Annotated in this window: 24 protein-coding genes and 1 tRNA gene; 11 read left to right on the forward strand and 14 right to left on the reverse strand. The window is 60.1% G+C overall.

What is annotated here, in order from left to right; all coding sequences use genetic code 11:
• The first annotated feature begins 111 nt into the window (after nucleotides 1-111).
• Entirely contained in the window at nucleotides 112-783 is a 672-nt protein-coding gene (locus QMK50_RS23730) for a Bax inhibitor-1/YccA family protein (RefSeq protein WP_095169276.1), read from the forward strand.
• A gap of 65 nt (nucleotides 784-848) precedes the next feature.
• On the opposite strand, the gene QMK50_RS23735 is transcribed toward QMK50_RS23730, so the two are convergent.
• Together QMK50_RS23735 and QMK50_RS23740 are read right to left on the reverse strand one after the other, a co-directional pair.
• The gene (locus tag QMK50_RS23735; protein ID WP_159994760.1) at nucleotides 849-1,178 is read right to left on the reverse strand and encodes a YceK/YidQ family lipoprotein; all 330 of its coding nucleotides are present in this window, start codon (nucleotides 1,176-1,178) and stop codon (nucleotides 849-851) included.
• Nucleotides 1,179-1,235: 57 nt separating this feature from the next.
• Nucleotides 1,236-1,673 (reverse strand): Lrp/AsnC family transcriptional regulator, encoded by a 438-nt coding sequence (locus QMK50_RS23740; protein ID WP_095169274.1) that lies wholly within the window; start codon nucleotides 1,671-1,673, stop codon nucleotides 1,236-1,238.
• Between the two features lie 132 nt (nucleotides 1,674-1,805).
• Here QMK50_RS23740 and QMK50_RS23745 point away from each other — a divergent pair, with 132 nt between their 5' ends.
• Nucleotides 1,806-2,699 (forward strand): DMT family transporter, encoded by an 894-nt coding sequence (locus QMK50_RS23745; protein ID WP_320334110.1) that lies wholly within the window; start codon nucleotides 1,806-1,808, stop codon nucleotides 2,697-2,699.
• Nucleotides 2,700-2,706: 7 nt separating this feature from the next.
• Here the strand turns inward: QMK50_RS23745 and QMK50_RS23750 are convergent, their stop codons facing one another.
• On the reverse strand, nucleotides 2,707-3,786 hold the full coding sequence (locus tag QMK50_RS23750) for an FUSC family protein (RefSeq protein ID WP_174244571.1): 1,080 nt from the start codon (nucleotides 3,784-3,786) through the stop codon (nucleotides 2,707-2,709).
• Nucleotides 3,787-3,816: 30 nt separating this feature from the next.
• Nucleotides 3,817-5,442, reverse strand: coding sequence for an NADP-dependent glyceraldehyde-3-phosphate dehydrogenase (locus tag QMK50_RS23755; protein WP_095169272.1), 1,626 nt, complete (start codon nucleotides 5,440-5,442; stop codon nucleotides 3,817-3,819).
• A gap of 421 nt (nucleotides 5,443-5,863) precedes the next feature.
• Here QMK50_RS23755 and QMK50_RS23760 point away from each other — a divergent pair, with 421 nt between their 5' ends.
• The 3 genes from QMK50_RS23760 to QMK50_RS23770 all read left to right on the forward strand — a co-directional run bounded on the left by QMK50_RS23760 (nucleotide 5,864) and on the right by QMK50_RS23770 (nucleotide 8,947).
• The gene (locus QMK50_RS23760; protein WP_320334111.1) at nucleotides 5,864-6,250 is read left to right on the forward strand and encodes a c-type cytochrome; all 387 of its coding nucleotides are present in this window, start codon (nucleotides 5,864-5,866) and stop codon (nucleotides 6,248-6,250) included.
• A gap of 85 nt (nucleotides 6,251-6,335) precedes the next feature.
• Nucleotides 6,336-7,667 carry a D-arabinono-1,4-lactone oxidase gene (locus QMK50_RS23765; RefSeq protein WP_320334545.1) on the forward strand — a complete coding sequence of 444 codons (1,332 nt, stop codon included), beginning with the start codon at nucleotides 6,336-6,338 and terminating at the stop codon, nucleotides 7,665-7,667.
• A gap of 71 nt (nucleotides 7,668-7,738) precedes the next feature.
• Nucleotides 7,739-8,947 (forward strand): DSD1 family PLP-dependent enzyme, encoded by a 1,209-nt coding sequence (locus tag QMK50_RS23770; protein WP_320334546.1) that lies wholly within the window; start codon nucleotides 7,739-7,741, stop codon nucleotides 8,945-8,947.
• A 41-nt stretch (nucleotides 8,948-8,988) separates the two neighbouring features.
• On the opposite strand, the gene QMK50_RS23775 is transcribed toward QMK50_RS23770, so the two are convergent.
• Complete coding sequence (locus QMK50_RS23775; protein ID WP_320334112.1) at nucleotides 8,989-10,272, reverse strand: FAD-binding oxidoreductase; 1,284 nt, start codon at nucleotides 10,270-10,272, stop codon at nucleotides 8,989-8,991.
• Nucleotides 10,273-10,455: 183 nt separating this feature from the next.
• On the opposite strand from QMK50_RS23775, the gene QMK50_RS23780 reads away from it, so the two are divergent.
• Nucleotides 10,456-10,532: transfer RNA gene (locus tag QMK50_RS23780), tRNA-Val, on the forward strand.
• A 109-nt stretch (nucleotides 10,533-10,641) separates the two neighbouring features.
• Here QMK50_RS23780 and QMK50_RS23785 read toward each other — a convergent pair.
• The 5 genes from QMK50_RS23785 to QMK50_RS23800 form a co-directional block, all read right to left on the reverse strand.
• Nucleotides 10,642-11,778, reverse strand: coding sequence for a tyrosine-type recombinase/integrase (locus QMK50_RS23785; protein ID WP_320334113.1), 1,137 nt, complete (start codon nucleotides 11,776-11,778; stop codon nucleotides 10,642-10,644).
• Nucleotides 11,778-12,011, reverse strand: coding sequence for a hypothetical protein (locus QMK50_RS23790; RefSeq protein WP_034134173.1), 234 nt, complete (start codon nucleotides 12,009-12,011; stop codon nucleotides 11,778-11,780). Before QMK50_RS23790 ends, QMK50_RS23785 begins: the two co-directional genes overlap by 1 nt.
• A gap of 44 nt (nucleotides 12,012-12,055) precedes the next feature.
• Entirely contained in the window at nucleotides 12,056-12,436 is a 381-nt protein-coding gene (locus tag QMK50_RS23795; protein WP_320334114.1) for a hypothetical protein, read from the reverse strand.
• A 477-nt stretch (nucleotides 12,437-12,913) separates the two neighbouring features.
• Nucleotides 12,914-13,105, reverse strand: a complete 192-nt coding sequence (locus QMK50_RS27440) for a hypothetical protein (protein WP_413787326.1) — start codon at nucleotides 13,103-13,105, stop codon at nucleotides 12,914-12,916.
• Nucleotides 13,068-13,331, reverse strand: coding sequence for a nucleoid-associated protein (locus QMK50_RS23800; protein ID WP_320334115.1), 264 nt, complete (start codon nucleotides 13,329-13,331; stop codon nucleotides 13,068-13,070). Before QMK50_RS23800 ends, QMK50_RS27440 begins: the two co-directional genes overlap by 38 nt.
• 393 nt (nucleotides 13,332-13,724) lie before the next feature.
• On the opposite strand from QMK50_RS23800, the gene QMK50_RS23805 reads away from it, so the two are divergent.
• Complete coding sequence (locus QMK50_RS23805; protein WP_320334116.1) at nucleotides 13,725-13,973, forward strand: hypothetical protein; 249 nt, start codon at nucleotides 13,725-13,727, stop codon at nucleotides 13,971-13,973.
• Nucleotides 13,974-14,039: 66 nt separating this feature from the next.
• Here QMK50_RS23805 and QMK50_RS23810 read toward each other — a convergent pair whose 3' ends face one another.
• The 4 genes from QMK50_RS23810 to QMK50_RS23825 form a co-directional block, all read right to left on the reverse strand.
• On the reverse strand, nucleotides 14,040-14,363 hold the full coding sequence (locus QMK50_RS23810; RefSeq protein ID WP_320334117.1) for a hypothetical protein: 324 nt from the start codon (nucleotides 14,361-14,363) through the stop codon (nucleotides 14,040-14,042).
• 81 nt (nucleotides 14,364-14,444) lie between these two features.
• A complete protein-coding gene (locus tag QMK50_RS23815; RefSeq protein WP_320334118.1) occupies nucleotides 14,445-14,759 on the reverse strand; it encodes a hypothetical protein in 315 nt (104 codons plus the stop codon).
• Complete coding sequence (locus QMK50_RS23820; RefSeq protein ID WP_320334119.1) at nucleotides 14,756-15,037, reverse strand: hypothetical protein; 282 nt, start codon at nucleotides 15,035-15,037, stop codon at nucleotides 14,756-14,758. The genes QMK50_RS23815 and QMK50_RS23820 overlap by 4 nt, the downstream gene beginning before the upstream one ends.
• Before the next feature lie 424 nt (nucleotides 15,038-15,461).
• On the reverse strand, nucleotides 15,462-15,911 hold the full coding sequence (locus QMK50_RS23825) for a hypothetical protein (RefSeq protein ID WP_320334120.1): 450 nt from the start codon (nucleotides 15,909-15,911) through the stop codon (nucleotides 15,462-15,464).
• Between QMK50_RS23825 and QMK50_RS23830 the strand changes: the two genes are divergently transcribed.
• The 4 genes from QMK50_RS23830 to QMK50_RS23845 all read left to right on the forward strand — a co-directional run bounded on the left by QMK50_RS23830 (nucleotide 15,904) and on the right by QMK50_RS23845 (nucleotide 18,079).
• The gene (locus QMK50_RS23830; RefSeq protein ID WP_320334121.1) at nucleotides 15,904-16,113 is read left to right on the forward strand and encodes a hypothetical protein; all 210 of its coding nucleotides are present in this window, start codon (nucleotides 15,904-15,906) and stop codon (nucleotides 16,111-16,113) included. The genes QMK50_RS23825 and QMK50_RS23830 overlap by 8 nt on opposite strands.
• The gene (locus tag QMK50_RS23835; RefSeq protein ID WP_320334122.1) at nucleotides 16,110-17,405 is read left to right on the forward strand and encodes a site-specific integrase; all 1,296 of its coding nucleotides are present in this window, start codon (nucleotides 16,110-16,112) and stop codon (nucleotides 17,403-17,405) included. The genes QMK50_RS23830 and QMK50_RS23835 overlap by 4 nt, the downstream gene beginning before the upstream one ends.
• Nucleotides 17,406-17,572: 167 nt before the next feature.
• A complete protein-coding gene (locus QMK50_RS23840) occupies nucleotides 17,573-17,722 on the forward strand; it encodes a hypothetical protein (protein ID WP_320334123.1) in 150 nt (49 codons plus the stop codon).
• 3 nt (nucleotides 17,723-17,725) lie between these two features.
• Nucleotides 17,726-18,079 (forward strand): antiterminator Q family protein, encoded by a 354-nt coding sequence (locus QMK50_RS23845; RefSeq protein WP_320334124.1) that lies wholly within the window; start codon nucleotides 17,726-17,728, stop codon nucleotides 18,077-18,079.
• The last annotated feature ends 68 nt before the right edge of the window (nucleotides 18,080-18,147 follow it).

Here is an 18,147-nt window from a genome sequence, read left to right on the forward strand (position 1 = left end):
GGCGCCATAATACCCGAATGAAACACACTGTCAAACTCTCTGCATAGCTAGTTACAGAGCGTCTGTTATGATCTTTGCGACTGAACGTTTCAAACCTACAGGAGTGTCGCCATGCGCGAACAGGATTACGCAGTTAATAACAGCGTGCAGGCTGAGCAGCTAGAGGTTAGCCGCGTCCTGCGCAACACGTACGGCTTGCTCGCCCTTACCCTGGCCTTCAGCGGTGTGATGGCGTTCGTGGCGCAGCAGATGCGGGTCGGTTATCCGAACATCTTTGTGGTGCTGATCGGCTTCTATGGCCTGTTCTTCCTCACCAACAAACTTCGTGATTCGGCCTGGGGCCTGGTGTCGGCTTTTGCCCTGACCGGTTTCATGGGCTTTCTGCTCGGCCCGATCCTCAACCGTTACCTGGGCATGCAGGGCGGCGCTGAAGTAGTCAGCTCGGCCTTCGCCATGACTGCGCTGGTGTTCGGCGGCCTGTCGGCCTATGTGCTGATCACCCGCAAGGACATGAGCTTCCTCGGTGGTTTCATCACAGCAGGTTTCTTCGTCCTGCTGGGCGCGGTGCTGGCGAGCATGTTCTTCCAGATCAGCGGCCTGCAACTGGCGATCAGCGCTGGCTTCGTGCTGTTCTCCTCGGTCTGCATCCTGTTCCAGACCAGCGCCATCATCCATGGCGGCGAGCGTAACTACATCATGGCGACCATCAGCCTGTATGTATCGATCTACAACCTGTTCGTCAGCTTGTTGCAGCTGTTCGGCATCATGAGCCGCGATGACTGATCGACGCTCCTGATACTAAAAAACCCGCTTCGGCGGGTTTTTTTTGCCTGGCATTCGGCCGGGCTTCACTCGGTGACGATGATGCTGCCGTCAGCCTGTTGCCGGTAGATGGTGTACGGCAGCAGGGCGGTGTCCAGCACGCCGGAAATCAGCGCATCGATCAACACTATGATGGTGCCGTTGTCGTGTTTTTGCGCGTCGATGCCTTCCTTCAGCGGCGCGTAGAGGGTGCAGAAGTCATAAGTCACCCCACTGTAGATTCGGGGTACGGCGCCGCAGTAACTTTTCTGTTCCTTGAGGCTGGCTGCCGCCGCTTCGTCGCTGCGCACCACCGTCTGTACCGTTCCGCAGCCTGACAGCAGCATCGTTGCCAGGAGCACGCCGTGAATTTTCATGCCGCCAATCCTTCGCCGGAAAAATTGCACTCTACGCCGTTGTGCGTCGGACCACACTCACGCCATCGGCGGCAGGCGGCGTTTGACCGGGGTTTTCTTGACGATCGCGGTGTTGGTCTCGGCGTAGCTGTTGAGGCGGTCGAGCAGGGTGTCGAGCTGTTCCATCGAGCGCACGTGCAGGCGCGCGATGAAGCAGTCGTCGCCGGTGACCTTGTCACATTCGGTGAACTCGGGGATGGCCTGGATCTGTCGTTCGACATGCTGCAACTGGCCGGGCAGTGGGCGGATGCGCACGATGGCTTGCAACTGGTAGCCAAAACTCTTGGGGTCGATTTCGACGGTGTAGCCGGTGAGTACGCCGCGCTCTTCGAGGCGGCGCAGGCGCTCGGCGACGCTGGGTGAGGACAGGCCGCTGATCTGCGCCAGGGCCTTGAGCGAGCGCCGGGAGTCCTGCATCAGGGCGCTGATCAGCAGTTGATCAATGTCGTCAGTCATCTGAAGCCTCTTAGGCAATAACTCAAAATTGCCTTGATAAAAAAGGTGAATCCGCAGTTTAGCCTGCATTTGGCCATGGAGGCGGCAGATACCTCAGCGCCATACTTTGCGCTCACAACGAGGAACCTGATCATGGACAACACCCTTCGCCGCGGCTCGCTGGAAATGACCGCCGCCATGCTGATTTCCGGAACCATCGGCTGGTTCGTGCTGGTCAGCGGCCAGCCTGTACTGGATGTGGTGTTCTGGCGCTGCGTGTTCGGCGCCGCGACCCTGTTGCTGATTTGCGCGATGTTCGGTTTTTTGCGTCCGGGCCTGCTCAGTCGCACCACCTTCCTGTTGGCCGTACTCAGCGGGGTGGCGATTGTCGGTAACTGGGTGCTGCTGTTTGCTTCCTACTCGCGGGCTTCGATTGCCATCGGCACGGCGGTGTACAACGTGCAGCCGTTCATGCTGGTGGGGCTGGCGGCGTTGTTCCTCGGCGAGAAGATCAGCCTGCAAAAGCTGTCCTGGCTGGGGCTGGCGTTTCTCGGGATGCTGGCGATCGTCAGTGCCCATGGCGAGCAGGGCGCGGGCGGTGATCAGTACCTGCTGGGGATTGCCCTGGCGTTGGGTGCGGCGCTGCTATACGCCTTTGCCGCGCTGATCATCAAGCGCCTGACCGGCACGCCGCCGCACTTGATTGCGCTGATCCAGGTCTGCACCGGCGTGCTGTTGCTGGCGCCCTGGGCCAATTGGGCGGCGCTGCCCCAAACCTCGACGGCTTGGGCCAGTCTGCTGACCCTGGGCATTGTCCACACCGGGGTGATGTACGTGCTGTTGTACGGCGCGATCCAGAAGCTGCCGACCGCGTTGACCGGAGCGCTGTCGTTCATCTACCCGATCGCGGCCATTCTGGTCGACTGGCTGGCTTTTGGTCATCGCCTGGAGCTGCTGCAATGGATCGGTGTGGCGGCGATTCTGCTGGCGGCTGCCGGCATGCAACAAGGTTGGGGCAGCGCCACACGCAAAGCCGTGACCTCCTGAGCGCTTCTCAGATCTTCCAGTGGGGTGCCGACTTGACCAGGCGCTGGCGCATCTCGTTGAGGTTGTTTGCCAGTTGCCGGGTCAACAACCGGTAGCCGTCCAGCGCGCTGTACACCGGCGCCTCCATCGCGTTTTGCAGCAGCGGCTCACTGCTGTTGCGCTCAAGGCGCTCGGTGGCACCCGATTGCAGGGCGCGCGCCATGCCGATCAGCAGGCGGCGAATCTCGCGATGCTCGGCTTTGAGCGCCAGTTGCATCTGCGCCATGGCGTGTTCATCGCGGGTGTCGGGGCGGGTGTTGGCGAGGATTTCCAGGGTGCTGATGCACAGCCGCAAGTTGCGTTGCAGGGCGTCCAGTTCGGTCATGGAGATGCGTACTTCCTTGGACACCGAGGGCATCAGCGAGCGCAGTTGCACCATCACGCCGTTCAAGCGCCCGAGGAGTTTGAGGTAGTGGTCGTCGGTTACCGACTGCCCGCTGATGATCCGGCTGTAGATGCTTGCGCAGTCACGCAGTGCCCCAGCCAGTTTGTAGCGCCAGGAGTACACCGCATACAGCGGCAGGGCGAAGGAAAATGCCAGGGCCAGGACGATGCCGATGAGGATATCCACGGTACGCCACAGTCCATCGGTGACATGGTTGTCGCCATGGCCGGCGACGATGAACACGGTGATCGCCGACAGCAGCGCGGTATAACCGCCCTTGCCAATGGCGTGGTAGGAGAAGAAGCCGCAGACCACCGACATGCCGAAGTAGGTCAGCCACGGCAGGCCAAGCCAGGCCTGCTGTAGCACCAGCAGCAACCCCACGGCGGCCCCGATCAATGTGCCATAGGCGCGCTCGGCGGCTTTTTTACCGATGTTGCCGTGGTGTTGCAGGCCGCCGATCACCACCAGCATGGTGACGGACGCCCATTCGCCATGGGGCAGGTTGATCCCCGTGGTCAGCAGGATGGTCGCCAGCAGACCCAGCGAGACCCGGATGGCGTGGATCACCCGGGCGTTGCGGTAGCGCCGGTACGGGTCCAGCAAGGGCCGTAGCAGGCGCCGCAACAAGGGTGGCAGGCGCAGTGAGCGAAAGGCGGTCATCGGGTTGCCGGGGTGTCCTTGAGTCGTGTGCTAGAAAATGTAGTCGGTCGTCAGGAAGCTCGACTCCCGGCCGCGGATGATGTCGCTGATCAAGGTTTTGTTGCTCTCCTGGAACTTGGTCGCCACCAGGGTACGAATCGAGAACGTACGCAAGGCGTCGTGTACCGACAGCGTGCCTTCAGCCGAATTCTTCCTTCCGTTGAACGGGAAGGTGTCCGGGCCACGCTGGCACTGGGCGTTGATGTTAATGCGGCCGACCTGATTGGCAAAGGTGTCCACCAGGCGTCCCACTTCGGCGGCGTTGGTGCCGAATACGCTCAGCTGTTGACCGAAGTCTGACTCCAGGACGTAGTCGATCACCGTATCCAGATCACGATAAGGCACGATAGGCACCACCGGGCCGAACTGCTCTTCCTGATAGACGCGCATGTCGGTGGTCACCGGGTACAGCACCGCCGGGTAGAAGAATGAACCACGGGCCTGGCCGCCGTTGGCGTTGATCACCTTGGCGCCTTTGCGTACGGCGTCATCCACCAGGCCGTGCAGGTAGTCGACCTTGCCCGACTCCGGCAGTGGCGTCAGTGCCACGCCGTTTTCCCAGGGCATGCCGGGCTTGAGGGTGGCGAGCTTGTGGTTGAATTTCTCGATGAAGCGGTCGACCACCTCTTCATGCACAAACAGGATTTTCAACGCGGTGCAGCGCTGGCCGTTGAACGACAGCGAGCCGGTGACGGCTTCGTTGACCGCGTTGTCCAGATCAACCTCGGGCAGCACGATGCCAGGGTTCTTGGCATCCAGCCCCAGGGCGGCACGCAAGCGGTGGGGCTTGGGGTGCAGCTTCTTCAGGTCGCTGGCAGCCTTGTTGGTGCCGATAAAGGCAAAGATGTCGATCTTGCCGCTGGCCATCAGCGCGCTGACGGTCTCGCGGCCACTGCCGTAGATCACGTTGATCACTCCGGCCGGGAAGCTGTCGCGGAAGGCTTCCAGCAGCGGGCGAATCAGCAGCACTCCCAGCTTGGCGGGCTTGAACACCACGGTATTGCCCATGATCAACGCCGGGATCAGGGTGGTGAAGGTCTCGTTGAGCGGGTAGTTGTAAGGCCCCATGCACAGGGCGACGCCCAGCGGTACGCGGCGGATCTGGCCGAGGGTGTCCTGCTCCAGTTCAAAGCGGCTGGAGCGACGGTCCAGCTCCTTGAGGGCGTTGATGGTGTCGACGATGTAGTCGCAGGTGCGGTCGAACTCTTTTTCCGAGTCCTTGAGGTTCTTGCCGATTTCCCACATCAACAGCTTGACCACGGCCGCGCGCTGTTCGCGCATGCGCCCCAGGAACGCCTCCACATGCTGGATCCGCTCGGCCACGCGCATCGTCGGCCAACTGCCCTGGCCCCGGTCGTAGGCGCGCACGGCGGCGTCGAGGGCGGTGAGGGCGGTTTCGGCATCGAGCAGCGGGGTGCTGCCGAGAATGACTTGTTCGTCGACCCCGTCGACGTCCAGGTACACCGGGCTGCGAACCACCGCCAGTGGGCCGTTCCACGTGCGCAGGGTGCCCTCCACCAGGTACTCGCGTTGCTCGATCGGTTCACCTGGGCGGTACGGCTCGGGGATGTCGGCGAGAGCAGGAAACAGTGTGCTGAGAATGTTTTGTGTGCTCATGAAACTACCCCGTACTGGATGTGGGCACGCTGGCTGAGGACCTGGGGTCGGCAGGCGGCGTGCAGGCAAAATATCGCTCTATGGGTTATACGCCTAGCAAGCTGCTGGTGATCAATCCACTTCGTGCGCACTCGAACGCAGGCTTCGCCAGCTGCTACAAGGTCGGCTACCTCCCCGCTAAAGTGCATTCTAGAGCGGTTTGGCTGTAAACGTCTGGCCCAAGAGTAGTCGATTTGGCGCGCCACGGGTGTAACAAACCGTCACGCCTTGGTCGGGGGCAGCTCGACGCGCATGGCCTCGAAAGCCCCCTTGTTGACCCCCAATGCCCTCAACCTCAGACAGCGACTGCCTTAGTGTTCAGTGGCCGGTCTTTACAACAAAAAATGCGCCAGACCGCGGCGCAGAACAAGTGAGGAAACTTATGTGGGCACTGATTCGAGCCGAGTGGCGGTTTTCCTGGCGTGGGGCGGCGCTGGCGCTGGTACTCGGGGTGCTGGGTGGCTGCGGCGAGGAGCCAAAGAGCGCACCTGATCGCGTGGCCGCCGCCGCGAGCATGCCCGCCGATGCCGGGTTGGCGCGCACCTACGACACCAGTTGCAAGTTGTGCCACGCCAACCCGGCTTCGGGAGCGCCGCTGACTGGCGACCAGGTAGCGTGGCAGCCGCGTCTGCAACAAGGCGTGGACAGCCTGCTGGATCACACCATCAACGGCCACAACGGCATGCCCCCGATGGGCATGTGCATGCAATGCAGCGAAGCCGATTTCCTGGCGCTGATCAGCTTCATGTCCGGCCAACACCTCCAATAAAAAGCACAAGGTGGGATTGATGACGATGGACCTCACACGACGCCAGCTTTTGCAGCGGGCCAGCCTGGTCGGCGCCCTGACGGCCTTGAGCAGCAACCCGGTGCTGGCACAGCTGGTGCGCGCGCCACGCCTGATTCCCTGGCGCAACTGGTCGGGTGCCCAGAGCTGCCTGCCCGAGGCTCGCCTGGCGCCGAAGGATCTGGATGAACTGGTGCAGGTGATCGGCCGCGCCCCGGGCAAGATTCGCCCGGTGGGTTCGGCGCACTCGTTCAGCGCCCTGGTGCCCACCGATGGCACCTTGTTGTCGCTGAGCAACTTCAGCGGCCTGCTCAGTCATGATCCACAGACCCTGCAGGCCGAATTTGGCGCCGGCACGCCGATGTCGCGCATGGGCCTGGCCTTGAAGGAAGTCGGCCAGGGCCTGAGCAACATGGCCGATATCGACTACCAGACCCTGGCAGGTGCGATCTCCACCTCGACCCATGGCACCGGCAAGCAGTTTCCCTCCTATTCCGCCTACGTCGCCGGTTTGCAACTGGTCACGGCCACGGGGGAGGTGCTTGACTGCGACAGCAGCCACAACCCGCAGGTATTCAACGCGGCGCGGGTGTCGCTGGGGGCATTGGGGGTGGTCAGCAAGATCCGCATGCAGAATCGCCCCGCCTACCGCCTGCGCGAACACCAGTGGATCGCCAAGACTGAAGAACTGCTGGAGGACGTGGAAAAACACACCCGCGACAACCAGCACTGGGAAATGCTGGTGGTCACCCATTCGGACTACGCCTTGTCGATGGCCCTCAACGAAACCACCGATCCTGTGACCCCGCCGATCAGTGCCGACGAGGAGGGGGGCAATGAATTCGTCAACCTCATCGAGAAGTTCGACAAGTACGTCAGTGATTTCCCTGATGCTCGTCGTACCTTGCTCAATAGCCTGCGGTACATTGCCAATTTTGATGATCGGGTCGGTGACTCCTTCGACATCTATGCCAATGTGCGCACGGTACGTTTCAACGAAATGGAGTACTCGGTGCCGGCCGAACATGGCCCGGCCTGCCTGCGCGAGATCATCAAGCTGATCACGGACAAGGACCTGCGCACCTGGTTTCCCATCGAGTACCGCTACGTCAAGGCCGATGACATCCCCCTGAGCATGTTCGAGGGGCGCGACAGTTGTTCGATCTCGGTGCATCAGCATTACCAGATGGACCATCACAACTTCTTCGCGGCCATCGAGCCGATTTTCTGGAAGTACGCCGGCCGCCCGCATTGGGGCAAATTGCACAGTTTGAACGCGCGTAACCTGCAAGCGCTGTACCCGCGCTGGCAGGAGTTTCGTGAGGTTCGCGATGCGCTAGACCCTGGCGGCAAGTTCCTCAACGCGCATTTGTCATCGATCCTGGGAGTCAGTGGATGAGCATCGATCGACGCAATTTCCTCGCTGGGGCCGCAGGGCTTGGCGTGTTGCTGTTGGGCGTGGGTGCGTTGCTGCGCCCCGGCGACCGGGGCAGCGCCTATTCCGAGTACTTCAGCGCCCTGAATCAGCAGTTGAAGGAGCACGGCCCGATGCGCCCGGTGCTGCTGATCGATCTGGATCGCCTGGACCACAACATCGATGTGGTGATGCAGTCGGTCAAGCGCGGTGGCAAGCACCTGCGCCTCGTGGAGAAATCCCTGCCGTCACCGGGGCTGTTGGCCTACATCTGCAAGCGCGCGGGAACCCAGCGACTGATGTCGTTTCATCAGCCGTTTCTCAATCATGATGCACTGGTTTTCCCCGAGTCCGACATCCTCTTGGGCAAGCCGCTGCCGGTGCGTTCGGCCGAGCTGTTCTATCAAGCCCACAAAGGCGCGTTCGATCCGGCGCGGCAGTTGCAATGGTTGCTCGATACTCCGGAGCATCTGCAACAGTACCTGGCATTGGCCCGGGGACTGGGTACCCAATTGCGGGTGAACATCGAGCTGGATGTCGGCCTGCATCGCGGCGGCGTGGCAGACACGGCCATCCTGGGGCAGATGCTGGGGCTGATCCGTGCCAACGCGCAGCACCTGCAGTTTGCCGGGTTCATGGGCTACGACCCGTTTGTCGGCATGGGGGTGCCGGGTATCCTCGGCAGTGCCGATGAGCTGTTTGCCAAGGTCATGACTCAGTACAACGGCTACGTCGACTTCACTCGGCAACAGTTTGCCGACCTCTGGCGCCCGGACCTGACGCTCAATACCGCGGGCAGTCCCAGCTATCGCATGCATCAGCAGGAGTCGCTGAGCAGCGAGGTGTCGGTGGGTACGGCGATGCTCAAGCCGACCCATTACGATTTGCCCTCGCTGGTCGAGCACGTGCCGGCAACCTGGATCGCGACCCCGGTGTTGAAACGTACGGGGGCGGTGCAGATTCCCGCACTGGACGGCAAGTCCAGTCTGTTGTCGTGGTGGGACATCAACCAGCGTGAGACCTACTTCATCTATGGCGGTAACTGGATGGCCGAGTTCGAATCGCCGGCCGGATTGCAGAGCAACGGGCTGTACGGCCGCAGTTCAAATCAGGAAATGGTCAATGGCTCGCAGGCGGTGGGCCTGGCGGTGGATGATCAGGTGTTCCTGCGACCGACCCAGACCGAGTCGGTGTTGTTGCAGTTTGGCGATTTGCTGGCGGTGCGTGGCGGCAAGATCGTCGAGACCTGGCCGGTATATTCCTGAACGCCTGGGCGCAGCTGTAAAGCCGCGCCCGTAGGGTGGGATCAGAAGTCGAACTTATCGCGCAGGCCGTAGTACCACGCACCCAGTGCGGCGAACGGGGTGCGCAGCAACTGGCCGCCGGGGAAGGGGTAGTGGGGCAGGTCGGCGAAGGCATCGAACCGCTCGGCCTGGCCACGCAAGGCCTCGGCCAGCACTTTGCCGGCCAGGTGGGTGTAGGTGATACCGTGGCCGCTGCAGCCTTGGGAGTAGTAGATGTTGTCGCCCAGGCGCCCGACCTGAGGTAGGCGCGACAAGGTCAGGAGGAAATTACCGGTCCAGGCGTAGTCAATCTTTACGTCCTTGAGCTGGGGGAAGGCCTTGAGCATTTTCGGCCGGATGATTGCCTCGATGTTCGCCGGATCCCGCGCGCCATAGACCACGCCGCCGCCGAAAATCAGGCGCTTGTCCCCCGAGAGGCGGTAGTAGTCGAGCAGATAGTTGCAGTCTTCGACGCAGTAGTCCTGGGGCAGCAGGCTGTTGGCCAGGGCTTCGCCCAAGGGTTCGGTGGTGATCACTTGGGTGCCGCAGGGCATCGACTTGGCGGCGAGTTCCGGGACCAGGTTGCCCAGGTAGGCATTGCCGGCCACGATGATGAACTTGGCTCGCACCTTGCCCGTCGGCGTGTGCACTACCGGGTTGGCACCGCGCTCGATACGCACCGCCGGCGATTGCTCATAAATCGAGCCGCCCAGGGATTCGACGGCAGCGGCTTCGCCCAGCGCCAGGTTGAGCGGGTGGATGTGGCCGCCGCTCATGTCGAGCATGCCGCCCACGTACTGCTCGCAGGCCACGACTTCGCGGATGCGGGTCTTGTCGAGCAGTTCGAGCTGGCTGTGGCCGTAGCGCTCCCACAAACGCTTCTGCGCCTCCAGGTGCCCCATCTGTTTGCCGGTGATAGCGGCAAACACACCGCCATCCTTGAGGTCGCACTGGATCTGGTACCTGGCGACACGGTCACGAATGATCCGCCCACCTTCAAAAGCCATTTGCCCCAGCAATTGCGCCTGCTTGGGGCCGACACTGCGTTCGATCACATCGATGTCGCGACTATAGCTGTTGACGATCTGTCCGCCATTGCGACCCGAGGCACCAAAACCGACCTTGGCAGCCTCTAGCACCGTCACCCGAAACCCACTCTCCAGCAGGAACAGCGCGCTGGACAACCCGGTGTAGCCCGCGCCAATCACGCAGACGTCGGTTTCTACCTCACCCTGCAGCTCAGGGCGCGCCGGCACAGGGTTGGCAGACGCAGCGTAATAGGATTGCGGATAAGGAGTGTTCGCCATCCCGAAGCCTCTGTTTAATATATTTTACGAATGCAGCGATCCTACCTGAGTTAAAAATCCACTGCCAGCGTGCGCAAACCCCGGTTTACCGCATCAAAATTAAATATTTTGCATATTCATAGGGTTAGGTGAAAAAAAGGTGTTGACACCCCTGCGCAATTCCGTAGAATGCCGCCTCACAGCAGGCACGTAGCTCAGTTGGTTAGAGCACCACCTTGACATGGTGGGGGTCGTTGGTTCGAGTCCAATCGCGCCTACCAAACAAAATCCGCTCTGCTGGGCGGTCTAGAAGGGCTCACCGAAAGGTGGGCCCTTTTTTGTTGGCTTCGATTTGCAAAACTTTTGCAAAACTTTTGCAAAACTACCACTTCAGAACGCCAAATCGGCGCCCACCACCACATATTCAATCTTCTTCTCGCCGTGCCCCTCCTGATAGTGCTTCGTCATTTTCTCGTCCGCATGCCCCATCAGCGCCTGGATGTATTCCTGTGGGAATTTCTGTTGTTCGTACAGCCACGCCCCTAAAGCGCGGATCTCGTGGAAAGTGGGGCGCTCACCAGTCAGAACGTGGTCATACGCGTGCGCCGCGTCGCGGGCCTTACTGAACTCCTTGGTCAAATAGTCGGGCGTCACTGAGGTCCAGTGGTCCTTGGCATCGATCTGTTCCCGCCGGCGGGCTTTGGGCTTGTAGTGGATCAGGTAGGGTGATGCGAGTGGTGAGCGCAAGCATTCCCCGACTACTTCCCGCAGCGCTGCGCCCATGCTGATCTTCAAGTGCACCGGGTTTTCGTAACCCTGGGTTTTCCCTGGTGACACGGTCAGCGTGTTCTTTTCCATGTCGGCCGCCGACTTCAGCCAGGTCACGATGTCCTCCCGGCGCTGAAGACTGGCCAGGGCCAGGCGAATTGCGCGCTTCAGCCATGGCGGCGTGGTCACTGCCTCGATGATTAGCTTCAACCCGTCGAGCGTGTGGCGCTGCCGCTTCTTCTCCGCCTCCTTCTTCACCAGGGTGAGCTCTGCGTTGTTGCGCTCGGCCAGGCCCTTGGCTACCGCAAAGGCGAAAATCTGCACCCAAAGCCCGCGGTGCTTCGTGTAGGCGTTGTTGCTGAAGTTGTCGAGGTACTCGGCCATGGCCAGCACGTCCAGTTGCCCGATCAGCCGATCACCTAGGTCTTGCCGGTACCGCTCGAGCTTGAATTTGATCTCCTCCAGGGTGCGCTCAGCGTATGAGCGATCGGGCAGCCATTCCTCTGCGAAGCGCGTCAGTAGGTTGCTCACGATCGGTAGTCGGTCACCGGTCAGTATTGCCAGCAGCGAGCCGTCATCGACGACCAGCTCGGCGAACTTGAGGTTGGCTGCCCTGGCCAGCTTTATTGCCTCCTCCAAAGGCCGGTTGATACTGGTCATAACGCCGGTCACTGGGTTGCGATACCGCCAGTACTTCCCGTTCGGGTAAAGGTTCGGCGGTAGCTTTCTGTTTTGCAGCGTTCGAGGCCGGGCAGCCATCAGCCGATCTCCAACATCTTGGCCAGCAGTGGGTCACTCGATCCCATGACCGCTGCCTGCACATCGACGAAATACATCCCGCCCTTCACCTCTCCAATCACTTCGCCTTCCTCGATCCATTTTTTCAATTGCTGCAGGCTCGGCTTTCCGCCGACGTACCGCAGCTTTCTGTATTCGCCTGCCTCCATGAGGCGCGGCAGCTTGACCGTAATCTGGGCCAGGACTTTTGCCATGATGATGCTCCATGCCGCGCGTGGCAGCAGAAGGTGGGGAGGGGTTAGGGCTGGGAGGGAAACCACTCGGTGTCGTACTCGAACTGAGTAACTAGTTCCGGTGTGATGTGGGGCATCTCGCGCTCGAAGGTCACATAGCCATATGGCTTCTTGAGCCAGTCCTCTGCTTCAGGCATAAAGTGCTCTTTGTAGATCTGCAGCAGCTGGTCGGCTGCCTTCTCGTACTGGTCTTCCGGGTAGTTGGCCACGCAAAGTCCACCGCGGCACAGACGCCACACCGTGCGCTTTGGCTCGGCCTCGGCCGCTTTGATCTTTTCGTCCATGGTTTTACGGGCGTAGCGGAGCTGATCGAGTGTGAGCGCCGCTACCCAATCCTCGGTGCTGATGTGTTGTTCATGGCCGTGGAAGCACTTAATTACTGGCATGCGGATTCCTCGCCCGACGTTGACCGGCGGGTTGTAGGCAAGTGTAAAAGGGGAGTTTTCTTAGGGCTCTTTCAGAAAAGTCCGATAGAGCCCATAGACTTAAGTTCTTAAGATTGCTGCGTTCGCCCAGCTTTGTATCCCTTTGGAGTCAGTGGGACCAGGATATGACCAAGGACGGACCAAGGACGGACCAGGGACAGACCAGGGACAGACCAGGGAAGGTTAAGGGGGAGGGGCGAACATCAATTTTTGTATTATCCAACCCTCACTCGAGTAGGTCGCCAGTCGGTTGGGTAATTGTGGAGTCCACGGCAACTGCTGCTCTTCAACTTGGGCATGGACGTAAGGTTTAACGGAGCTGCCTGTAAGGGAAGTTTATGAATAGGGCGTTGCGAAGCCAGAAGTTTGTCTCCGGCGGGATGTTGGCGATCTGTGGATTTGGTGTTGGGCTAAATGTGGTACTCAGAGAGTCGACGCTCAGTTACCTCGCGTTGAGTTTACTGACACTTGGGCTAACTTTAATGCTGATTGGTTGGTTGCAGGGGCGAAAGTGAGGTTTGCCGCGACTTTGTGTAGATGTGCCTGGGCCATTGTTCCTTCCTCGCAGCCAATGAAGTCGCAGAAGTAGTCGTTAGCCCTGCACTCGCTCTTGCTTTGGATAAGCGAGATGTACTGACGCGACCTGGGATTGCTCTTCCCACTCGCGGAGGTTGATGCGCACGGTCAAGTGGATGTGATCCAGATCGAGGTGCCGGATCGGCATCAGCGTGAGTCCGTTGGTCATGATCACTGCCTCGGTTTCCTGCATCAGGGCAATGACTAGGTAATCAGTCACGGCTTTCTGGTAGTGGCAGAAGAGGGCGTTCCTGCCGATCGATAGGTTGGACTCCTCCATGAGCCGCACCAGGTGTTCGACGGCGGTGTTGTTGAATTCGACGAAGCCTTCGGTTCCGGCCAGTTACTTTCCGAGCTAGCCGCTGAAGAGGTACGCGCCTGATTCGGCGTGGAGAAACCCCTGGCCTTGCCGGTCTTGGCGTAGTAGCTCTCGTTGAACTGGTTGATCAACTCATCGCGAGCCTGGCTCTCGGCCAGTTCGCCGCCGAGGTGCAGGATTGCCGGGTTGCCGTCTGGCTTCGTGTCGATCTTGTGAGTGATGCTATGGAGAACAGGCATTGTGGTTACCTCGGGTGGAGGCCGTCCTCCGTGACTGGATGCGGCAAGGTGGTAATTTGGGGTTGGATTGGGTATTGATTGGTCACCGGCATAGGGGCCGGATTAAGGAGCAAAAATGGCAACTGATCGTGAAATTGCGTTGGAAGTTGTAATTGCAGCGCTTCTTAAGGCCGCCAGGCACGATAAGAACGAAATACTGCAGCGTGCTAAAGGGCTGATTGTGGACGGAGCTCAAGATGCAATTGGGGGAAGCGCTGACAGCAAATCAGCAGCTGATTCTGCTATCAAAGAAATTTCAGTGTACTTGCAGCCATCTTCATTCAACGCTCAATATGACCGGCAAGCGGATTTTGTCTCACGCTAATGAGGCCGGAGAGGGACATGCCGTCTTTTAGTTCGGTTAGAGGCACCTCATCTGCTGGTGCCTTTTTTATTTGAGTTCGATGATTTCGTCGCTCAGGTCTTTGCGAATTTCGCTCAAGCTTTGATTGTGAAAGTCCCGCGCCACGTTTTCACTAATCACGATTTTGTGGCGCGCTCTGAGTGCCTCCCGCGCACCGTCAGCGCCTAGTGAATGAACGTACCGCAAGCAGCCTTCAATTACTGAAGCCTGCTCGGTATCCTCGCTCCAAGCCATGATCTCTTCAAGAATATTGCGGGTACCGAGCCGGCACCGGTGCCGCAATTCCTTCTCGTCGTACTCGATCCGCTTCTCGGCCGTTTTCGCCGACCGTTCTTGCACACTCTTGGCCATGACCTGCCTCTTCTATCCCGCTGGCTGGAAAGTCCAGCCAGGTGGGCCGGCGCCGACCGCTGACCAGCTTGCTGATTCGCCTCATGAGTGCGCGGAAAACGTGAAGCTGTTTTCATGCGCAATGAGCTTCACCCTGCCGGGTCGCATCTTCAGCTCAGCCGCGGCGGCGGCAACAGTCTTGCCTGCGTCGGCCTGGGCCTTGACCATGGGGGCCAGCTTGGCGCGCTCGGCCTTGAGCCGGTCCTGATGGGTTGATGCGCCATAGCCGACCATTTCCGCGCTGACGCCGCTGTCGATCTCTTGCACCGTCTTTCCGGCGCCGAAGAACTGATCCAGCTTCTGGTTCAGGTCCGCGATGATCGAGTCTCGCGGGCTGGGCATTGGCACGCCGATCATTTCCGTTCACCTGATAGCGTGACCTTGATGCTGTCGGCGCGCGCCTCTAGGACCTGTGCGAAGTTGACCGCCTCCCTCCAATTCCAGCGGAAGCCCTTGGTCAAGCCGGTGGAACGCTCGACTATGTGATAGGCGTTGCCCTTGGTTTTGACCTGGAAGCGAACTTCTTGCACTGGCTGATCCTTGCCGATTAGGGCGTAGAACGCGGCGGTGGCGATGTTTGAGCGGATGTGCAGGGCCGCAACCCCGTCGACGCGCTGTTGAATTGATGGGTGCATGGCGGTTCCTCGATGGTGTTGCGTGTATTCGTCAGCACTCTGGCCGCCTGTTGGTTGCCGTTGGGCGCAGAGGGGAGTGCTGACGGATAAAGGCAGGCGTAAAAAAGCCCGAGGATTCCCGGGCTTTTCGTGGTGCTCCACCCAGACCTCCCTATGTGAAAGCTTTTGCCGCCGTTGGGCGGGCTTCGGTATGCGCTAATTCATTGCCAATCCTCCGTGCTGAGTGGGTGATATGCAGGTGGCCGGCGCTGGGCCGGGTGTTCGTCCGCATCGGGGTGTGATCTGCATGACGTTTGTCATCCGTTGCTCTCGCGCTGGCTGGCGGTACTCAGAACACACTCCGATGCGGCCTGGTGCTGGGGAGTACCAGGTGCTCGGGCAGTTACCGTCAGGCTGACGTGGCGGTGGTTGTTTGGTAGTGCAATCAAATTGCGGTGTGATCAACAGCTCTGATGGCGGCATGCAGCCTTTCAACCAACTCGGCTGGCAGGGTGATGGTGGGGGGTGAAGATTCCAGGCAGCCAACGGGTAGGGCGTCCATCAACTCCTTGGCCACCACCCTGATTGCCTCAAGCTTTTGGCGTGGGACTTTCGGGCCCCGCATTGATCCAGCGGTTACCTTTGATTTACTTGTGGCTCTGGCTTTCTGTAGCTCGCCACCGAGAACCTTTCCTGCTTCTTCCCCATGTTGGCGCACGACCTGGACAGCGGTTGTCGCAGAGACTTGGCCAGACGCAACTAATTGCTGAACGTCCGTATTGGCGTTGCCCAGGGTCATCACCTGCTCAACATGCTGGCGAGTCTTTCCGATCTTCTTCGCAATCTGATCCGGTGCCCAACCGTTACCGCAAAAAGGATTCGTTCTGATGAGCACAAGGCGACTCGCTGTTCCCGATCCGTCCAACTACCGATTCGCGGTGTTCTGCTGCTCGTTCAAGTGGGAGCTCGGGAGTACTCCTGATCACGCCTTGGCGCTGTTCGTTGACCGGGCCATGGCCGAGCGTTACGGCGCGTCGATGTGGCCAAGCACCTTTGAAGTTGTCGACCTACAGGCCCCAGCAGGTACCCAAGCATGACCGCTCTAATTAAAACCCTGACGGTGAAGCTGTCGGACGCCGAGATCCAGCGCAACGCGAAGCTCGAGCATGTGCGCGACCTGCGTGACGCCGGTCACCCCGCGTTGCACTTTCGCTTTGCCAAGAACCGCACGCGCGGCTCCTGGTACCTGCTCAACAAGCGCCACTGGCACCGCATAGGCGGCTTTCCCGACCTGAACACCAAGCAGGTGATCGCGGCCTTGCCGGCCGTGCGTCTGCGCGTGGCGGCTGATGGCGCGGCCAGCGTTTCGGGTTGGGTGACCGTGGGCGAGCTGCTCGATTGGTTCGGTGATCGCATGGCCAAGTCGCGCGCGCTATCCGACAAGCGCCGGGCCGCCGGCAAGTCGGCCATCAGCTGCCAGCTCAAGCCGCGCTTGGACGATCTGCTGCTGCGCGACGTGAGCGCCCAGACCCTCGACAAGCTGCTGATGTGGCCGGCCCAAGCTGAACTGTCGCTGTCCTACGTGCAGCAGCTGTACCGACTGCTCGCGGTGGCCTTTCGTCAGGCCCGCAAGTTGGACCTGATCCCGGCCAATCCGATGGCGGAACTGAAGTTCGTCAACTTCACTACTGCGCGCATCCTGCCCAAGCCGGCACGCCTGCGTGATGTCCAGGTGCCCGAGTTGGTGCAACTGCTGGCCGAGCGCTTCGAGCGTGCGCCTGGCGACGCCATGCTGGCCCTGATGATGCTTTGTCACGGTACCCGGATCGGCGAGACCCGGCAGGCGCGCTGGGCCGATATCGCGCTGCCTGAGCGTGAGTGGTTTCTACCCGCCGAGCACACCAAGACCAAGACCGAGCTGCGGGTGCCGCTGACCGACCAAGTCTGTGTATTGCTGCGCCGATACCGCGACCAACAGGCCGCCCAGGGTTACGAGGGGCCATTCCTGTTTCCATCCCGCCGTGGCAAGCCGCTGAGCGATCACCAGGCCAGTGCCGTGTTCACCCGACTGGGGCAGGGCGCCTGGACCAGTCACGACCTGCGCAAGGTGGCCCGCACTGCTTGGACCGACCTCGGTGTGGACGGGCACATCGGCGAGATGCTGCTCAACCACTCGCTGGGCAAGATCGCCTCGACCTACATCAACACCCAGGCCAAGGAGCAGCGTCGACTGGCGCTGGTGAAGTGGCACAACTGGTTAGACGAGCGCGGCTTCAAGGCGATCCACGCGCAGACAGGTGCTAGATATGAAGATTCGCAAAACCTCGTAGACGCCTTGAACGGCGCGGCCTGCGAGTCGATTCCGCAATTTGTTAAGGGCGAGGTTTAAAAATGGACCAAAGGACTCATGGGCCCGCCCTTGTACGCTCTCTGATCCCGCTCACTGAATGCCCATCCTGCGTCGGTAAGGGGCTAATCAAGGGGGTGTTTCATGAGCTCAATTGCGTTGGCTGTCATTCATCCGGCTTCGTTCATGCCCAGACCCTGGAGCCGCTGTTGATCGAAGATCTGGTGGTCCAGCTTGGTCGGATGCTTCGACGGGAACGCAGTCAGTTGGCCGGCAAGAGACCAGCGCGCTGCATCGTTGATGAATACCAGCAGAGCAACAGCCGCGGCGCCGGCCGCTCGACTTACAAGGGGGATTGAATCGTGGCGAGAACAAAGAACTTTACCGAACGAACTGCTGAGGACCTGCTGGAGCATTGGGGCCGTTGGGTAGTGTTGGGCTCGGGTGTGTCGTGCTGCGCATCCCGGGAGAACGATTTGCACACGCCTATGATCACGGATGATGACGCCTTGATGATCGACTCTCTGGTTGGGCGCTTGCTTCAGCGCTACAAGGGTTGTGGCGACGTCATAATGAAGTACTACACCTCCCGCGATAAGGCGCTGGTGGATGTGGGCAAGAGGCTTGGTTTCGGTGAAGAAAAAACCAGGCAGCTTTGGAAGGCGGGAATTGCTTGGATTGATGGGGCGTTGGATGTTCGTCGGCAAGCGGCCTGAAATTCTGTCGAAACACCGGAGCCGTATTGAATCATGCCTATAGTTTACGATACTCCTTTTGGGGCATG

Source organism: Pseudomonas sp. P5_152, assembly GCF_033989915.1.
GTDB lineage: Bacteria > Pseudomonadota > Gammaproteobacteria > Pseudomonadales > Pseudomonadaceae > Aquipseudomonas.

Excerpts from the sequence above, each read along its gene's own strand:
- QMK50_RS23795 (WP_320334114.1), bottom strand. The coding sequence starts at position 12,436 with ATGCCAGTAATTAAGTGCTTCCACGGCCATGAACAACACATCAGCACC.
- QMK50_RS23790 (WP_034134173.1), bottom strand. The coding sequence starts at position 12,011 with ATGGCAAAAGTCCTGGCCCAGATTACGGTCAAGCTGCCGCGCCTCATG.
- QMK50_RS23800 (WP_320334115.1), bottom strand. The coding sequence starts at position 13,331 with ATGGAGGAGTCCAACCTATCGATCGGCAGGAACGCCCTCTTCTGCCAC.
- QMK50_RS23730 (WP_095169276.1), top strand. The coding sequence starts at position 112 with ATGCGCGAACAGGATTACGCAGTTAATAACAGCGTGCAGGCTGAGCAG.
- QMK50_RS23775 (WP_320334112.1), bottom strand. The coding sequence starts at position 10,272 with ATGGCGAACACTCCTTATCCGCAATCCTATTACGCTGCGTCTGCCAAC.
- QMK50_RS23745 (WP_320334110.1), top strand. The coding sequence starts at position 1,806 with ATGGACAACACCCTTCGCCGCGGCTCGCTGGAAATGACCGCCGCCATG.
- QMK50_RS23785 (WP_320334113.1), bottom strand. The coding sequence starts at position 11,778 with ATGGCTGCCCGGCCTCGAACGCTGCAAAACAGAAAGCTACCGCCGAAC.
- QMK50_RS23760 (WP_320334111.1), top strand. The coding sequence starts at position 5,864 with ATGTGGGCACTGATTCGAGCCGAGTGGCGGTTTTCCTGGCGTGGGGCG.
- QMK50_RS23830 (WP_320334121.1), top strand. The coding sequence starts at position 15,904 with ATGAGCACAAGGCGACTCGCTGTTCCCGATCCGTCCAACTACCGATTC.
- QMK50_RS23740 (WP_095169274.1), bottom strand. The coding sequence starts at position 1,673 with ATGACTGACGACATTGATCAACTGCTGATCAGCGCCCTGATGCAGGAC.
- QMK50_RS23755 (WP_095169272.1), bottom strand. The coding sequence starts at position 5,442 with ATGAGCACACAAAACATTCTCAGCACACTGTTTCCTGCTCTCGCCGAC.
- QMK50_RS23815 (WP_320334118.1), bottom strand. The coding sequence starts at position 14,759 with ATGATCGGCGTGCCAATGCCCAGCCCGCGAGACTCGATCATCGCGGAC.
- QMK50_RS23735 (WP_159994760.1), bottom strand. The coding sequence starts at position 1,178 with ATGAAAATTCACGGCGTGCTCCTGGCAACGATGCTGCTGTCAGGCTGC.
- QMK50_RS23805 (WP_320334116.1), top strand. The coding sequence starts at position 13,725 with ATGGCAACTGATCGTGAAATTGCGTTGGAAGTTGTAATTGCAGCGCTT.
- QMK50_RS23750 (WP_174244571.1), bottom strand. The coding sequence starts at position 3,786 with ATGACCGCCTTTCGCTCACTGCGCCTGCCACCCTTGTTGCGGCGCCTG.
- QMK50_RS23835 (WP_320334122.1), top strand. The coding sequence starts at position 16,110 with ATGACCGCTCTAATTAAAACCCTGACGGTGAAGCTGTCGGACGCCGAG.
- QMK50_RS23810 (WP_320334117.1), bottom strand. The coding sequence starts at position 14,363 with ATGGCCAAGAGTGTGCAAGAACGGTCGGCGAAAACGGCCGAGAAGCGG.
- QMK50_RS23820 (WP_320334119.1), bottom strand. The coding sequence starts at position 15,037 with ATGCACCCATCAATTCAACAGCGCGTCGACGGGGTTGCGGCCCTGCAC.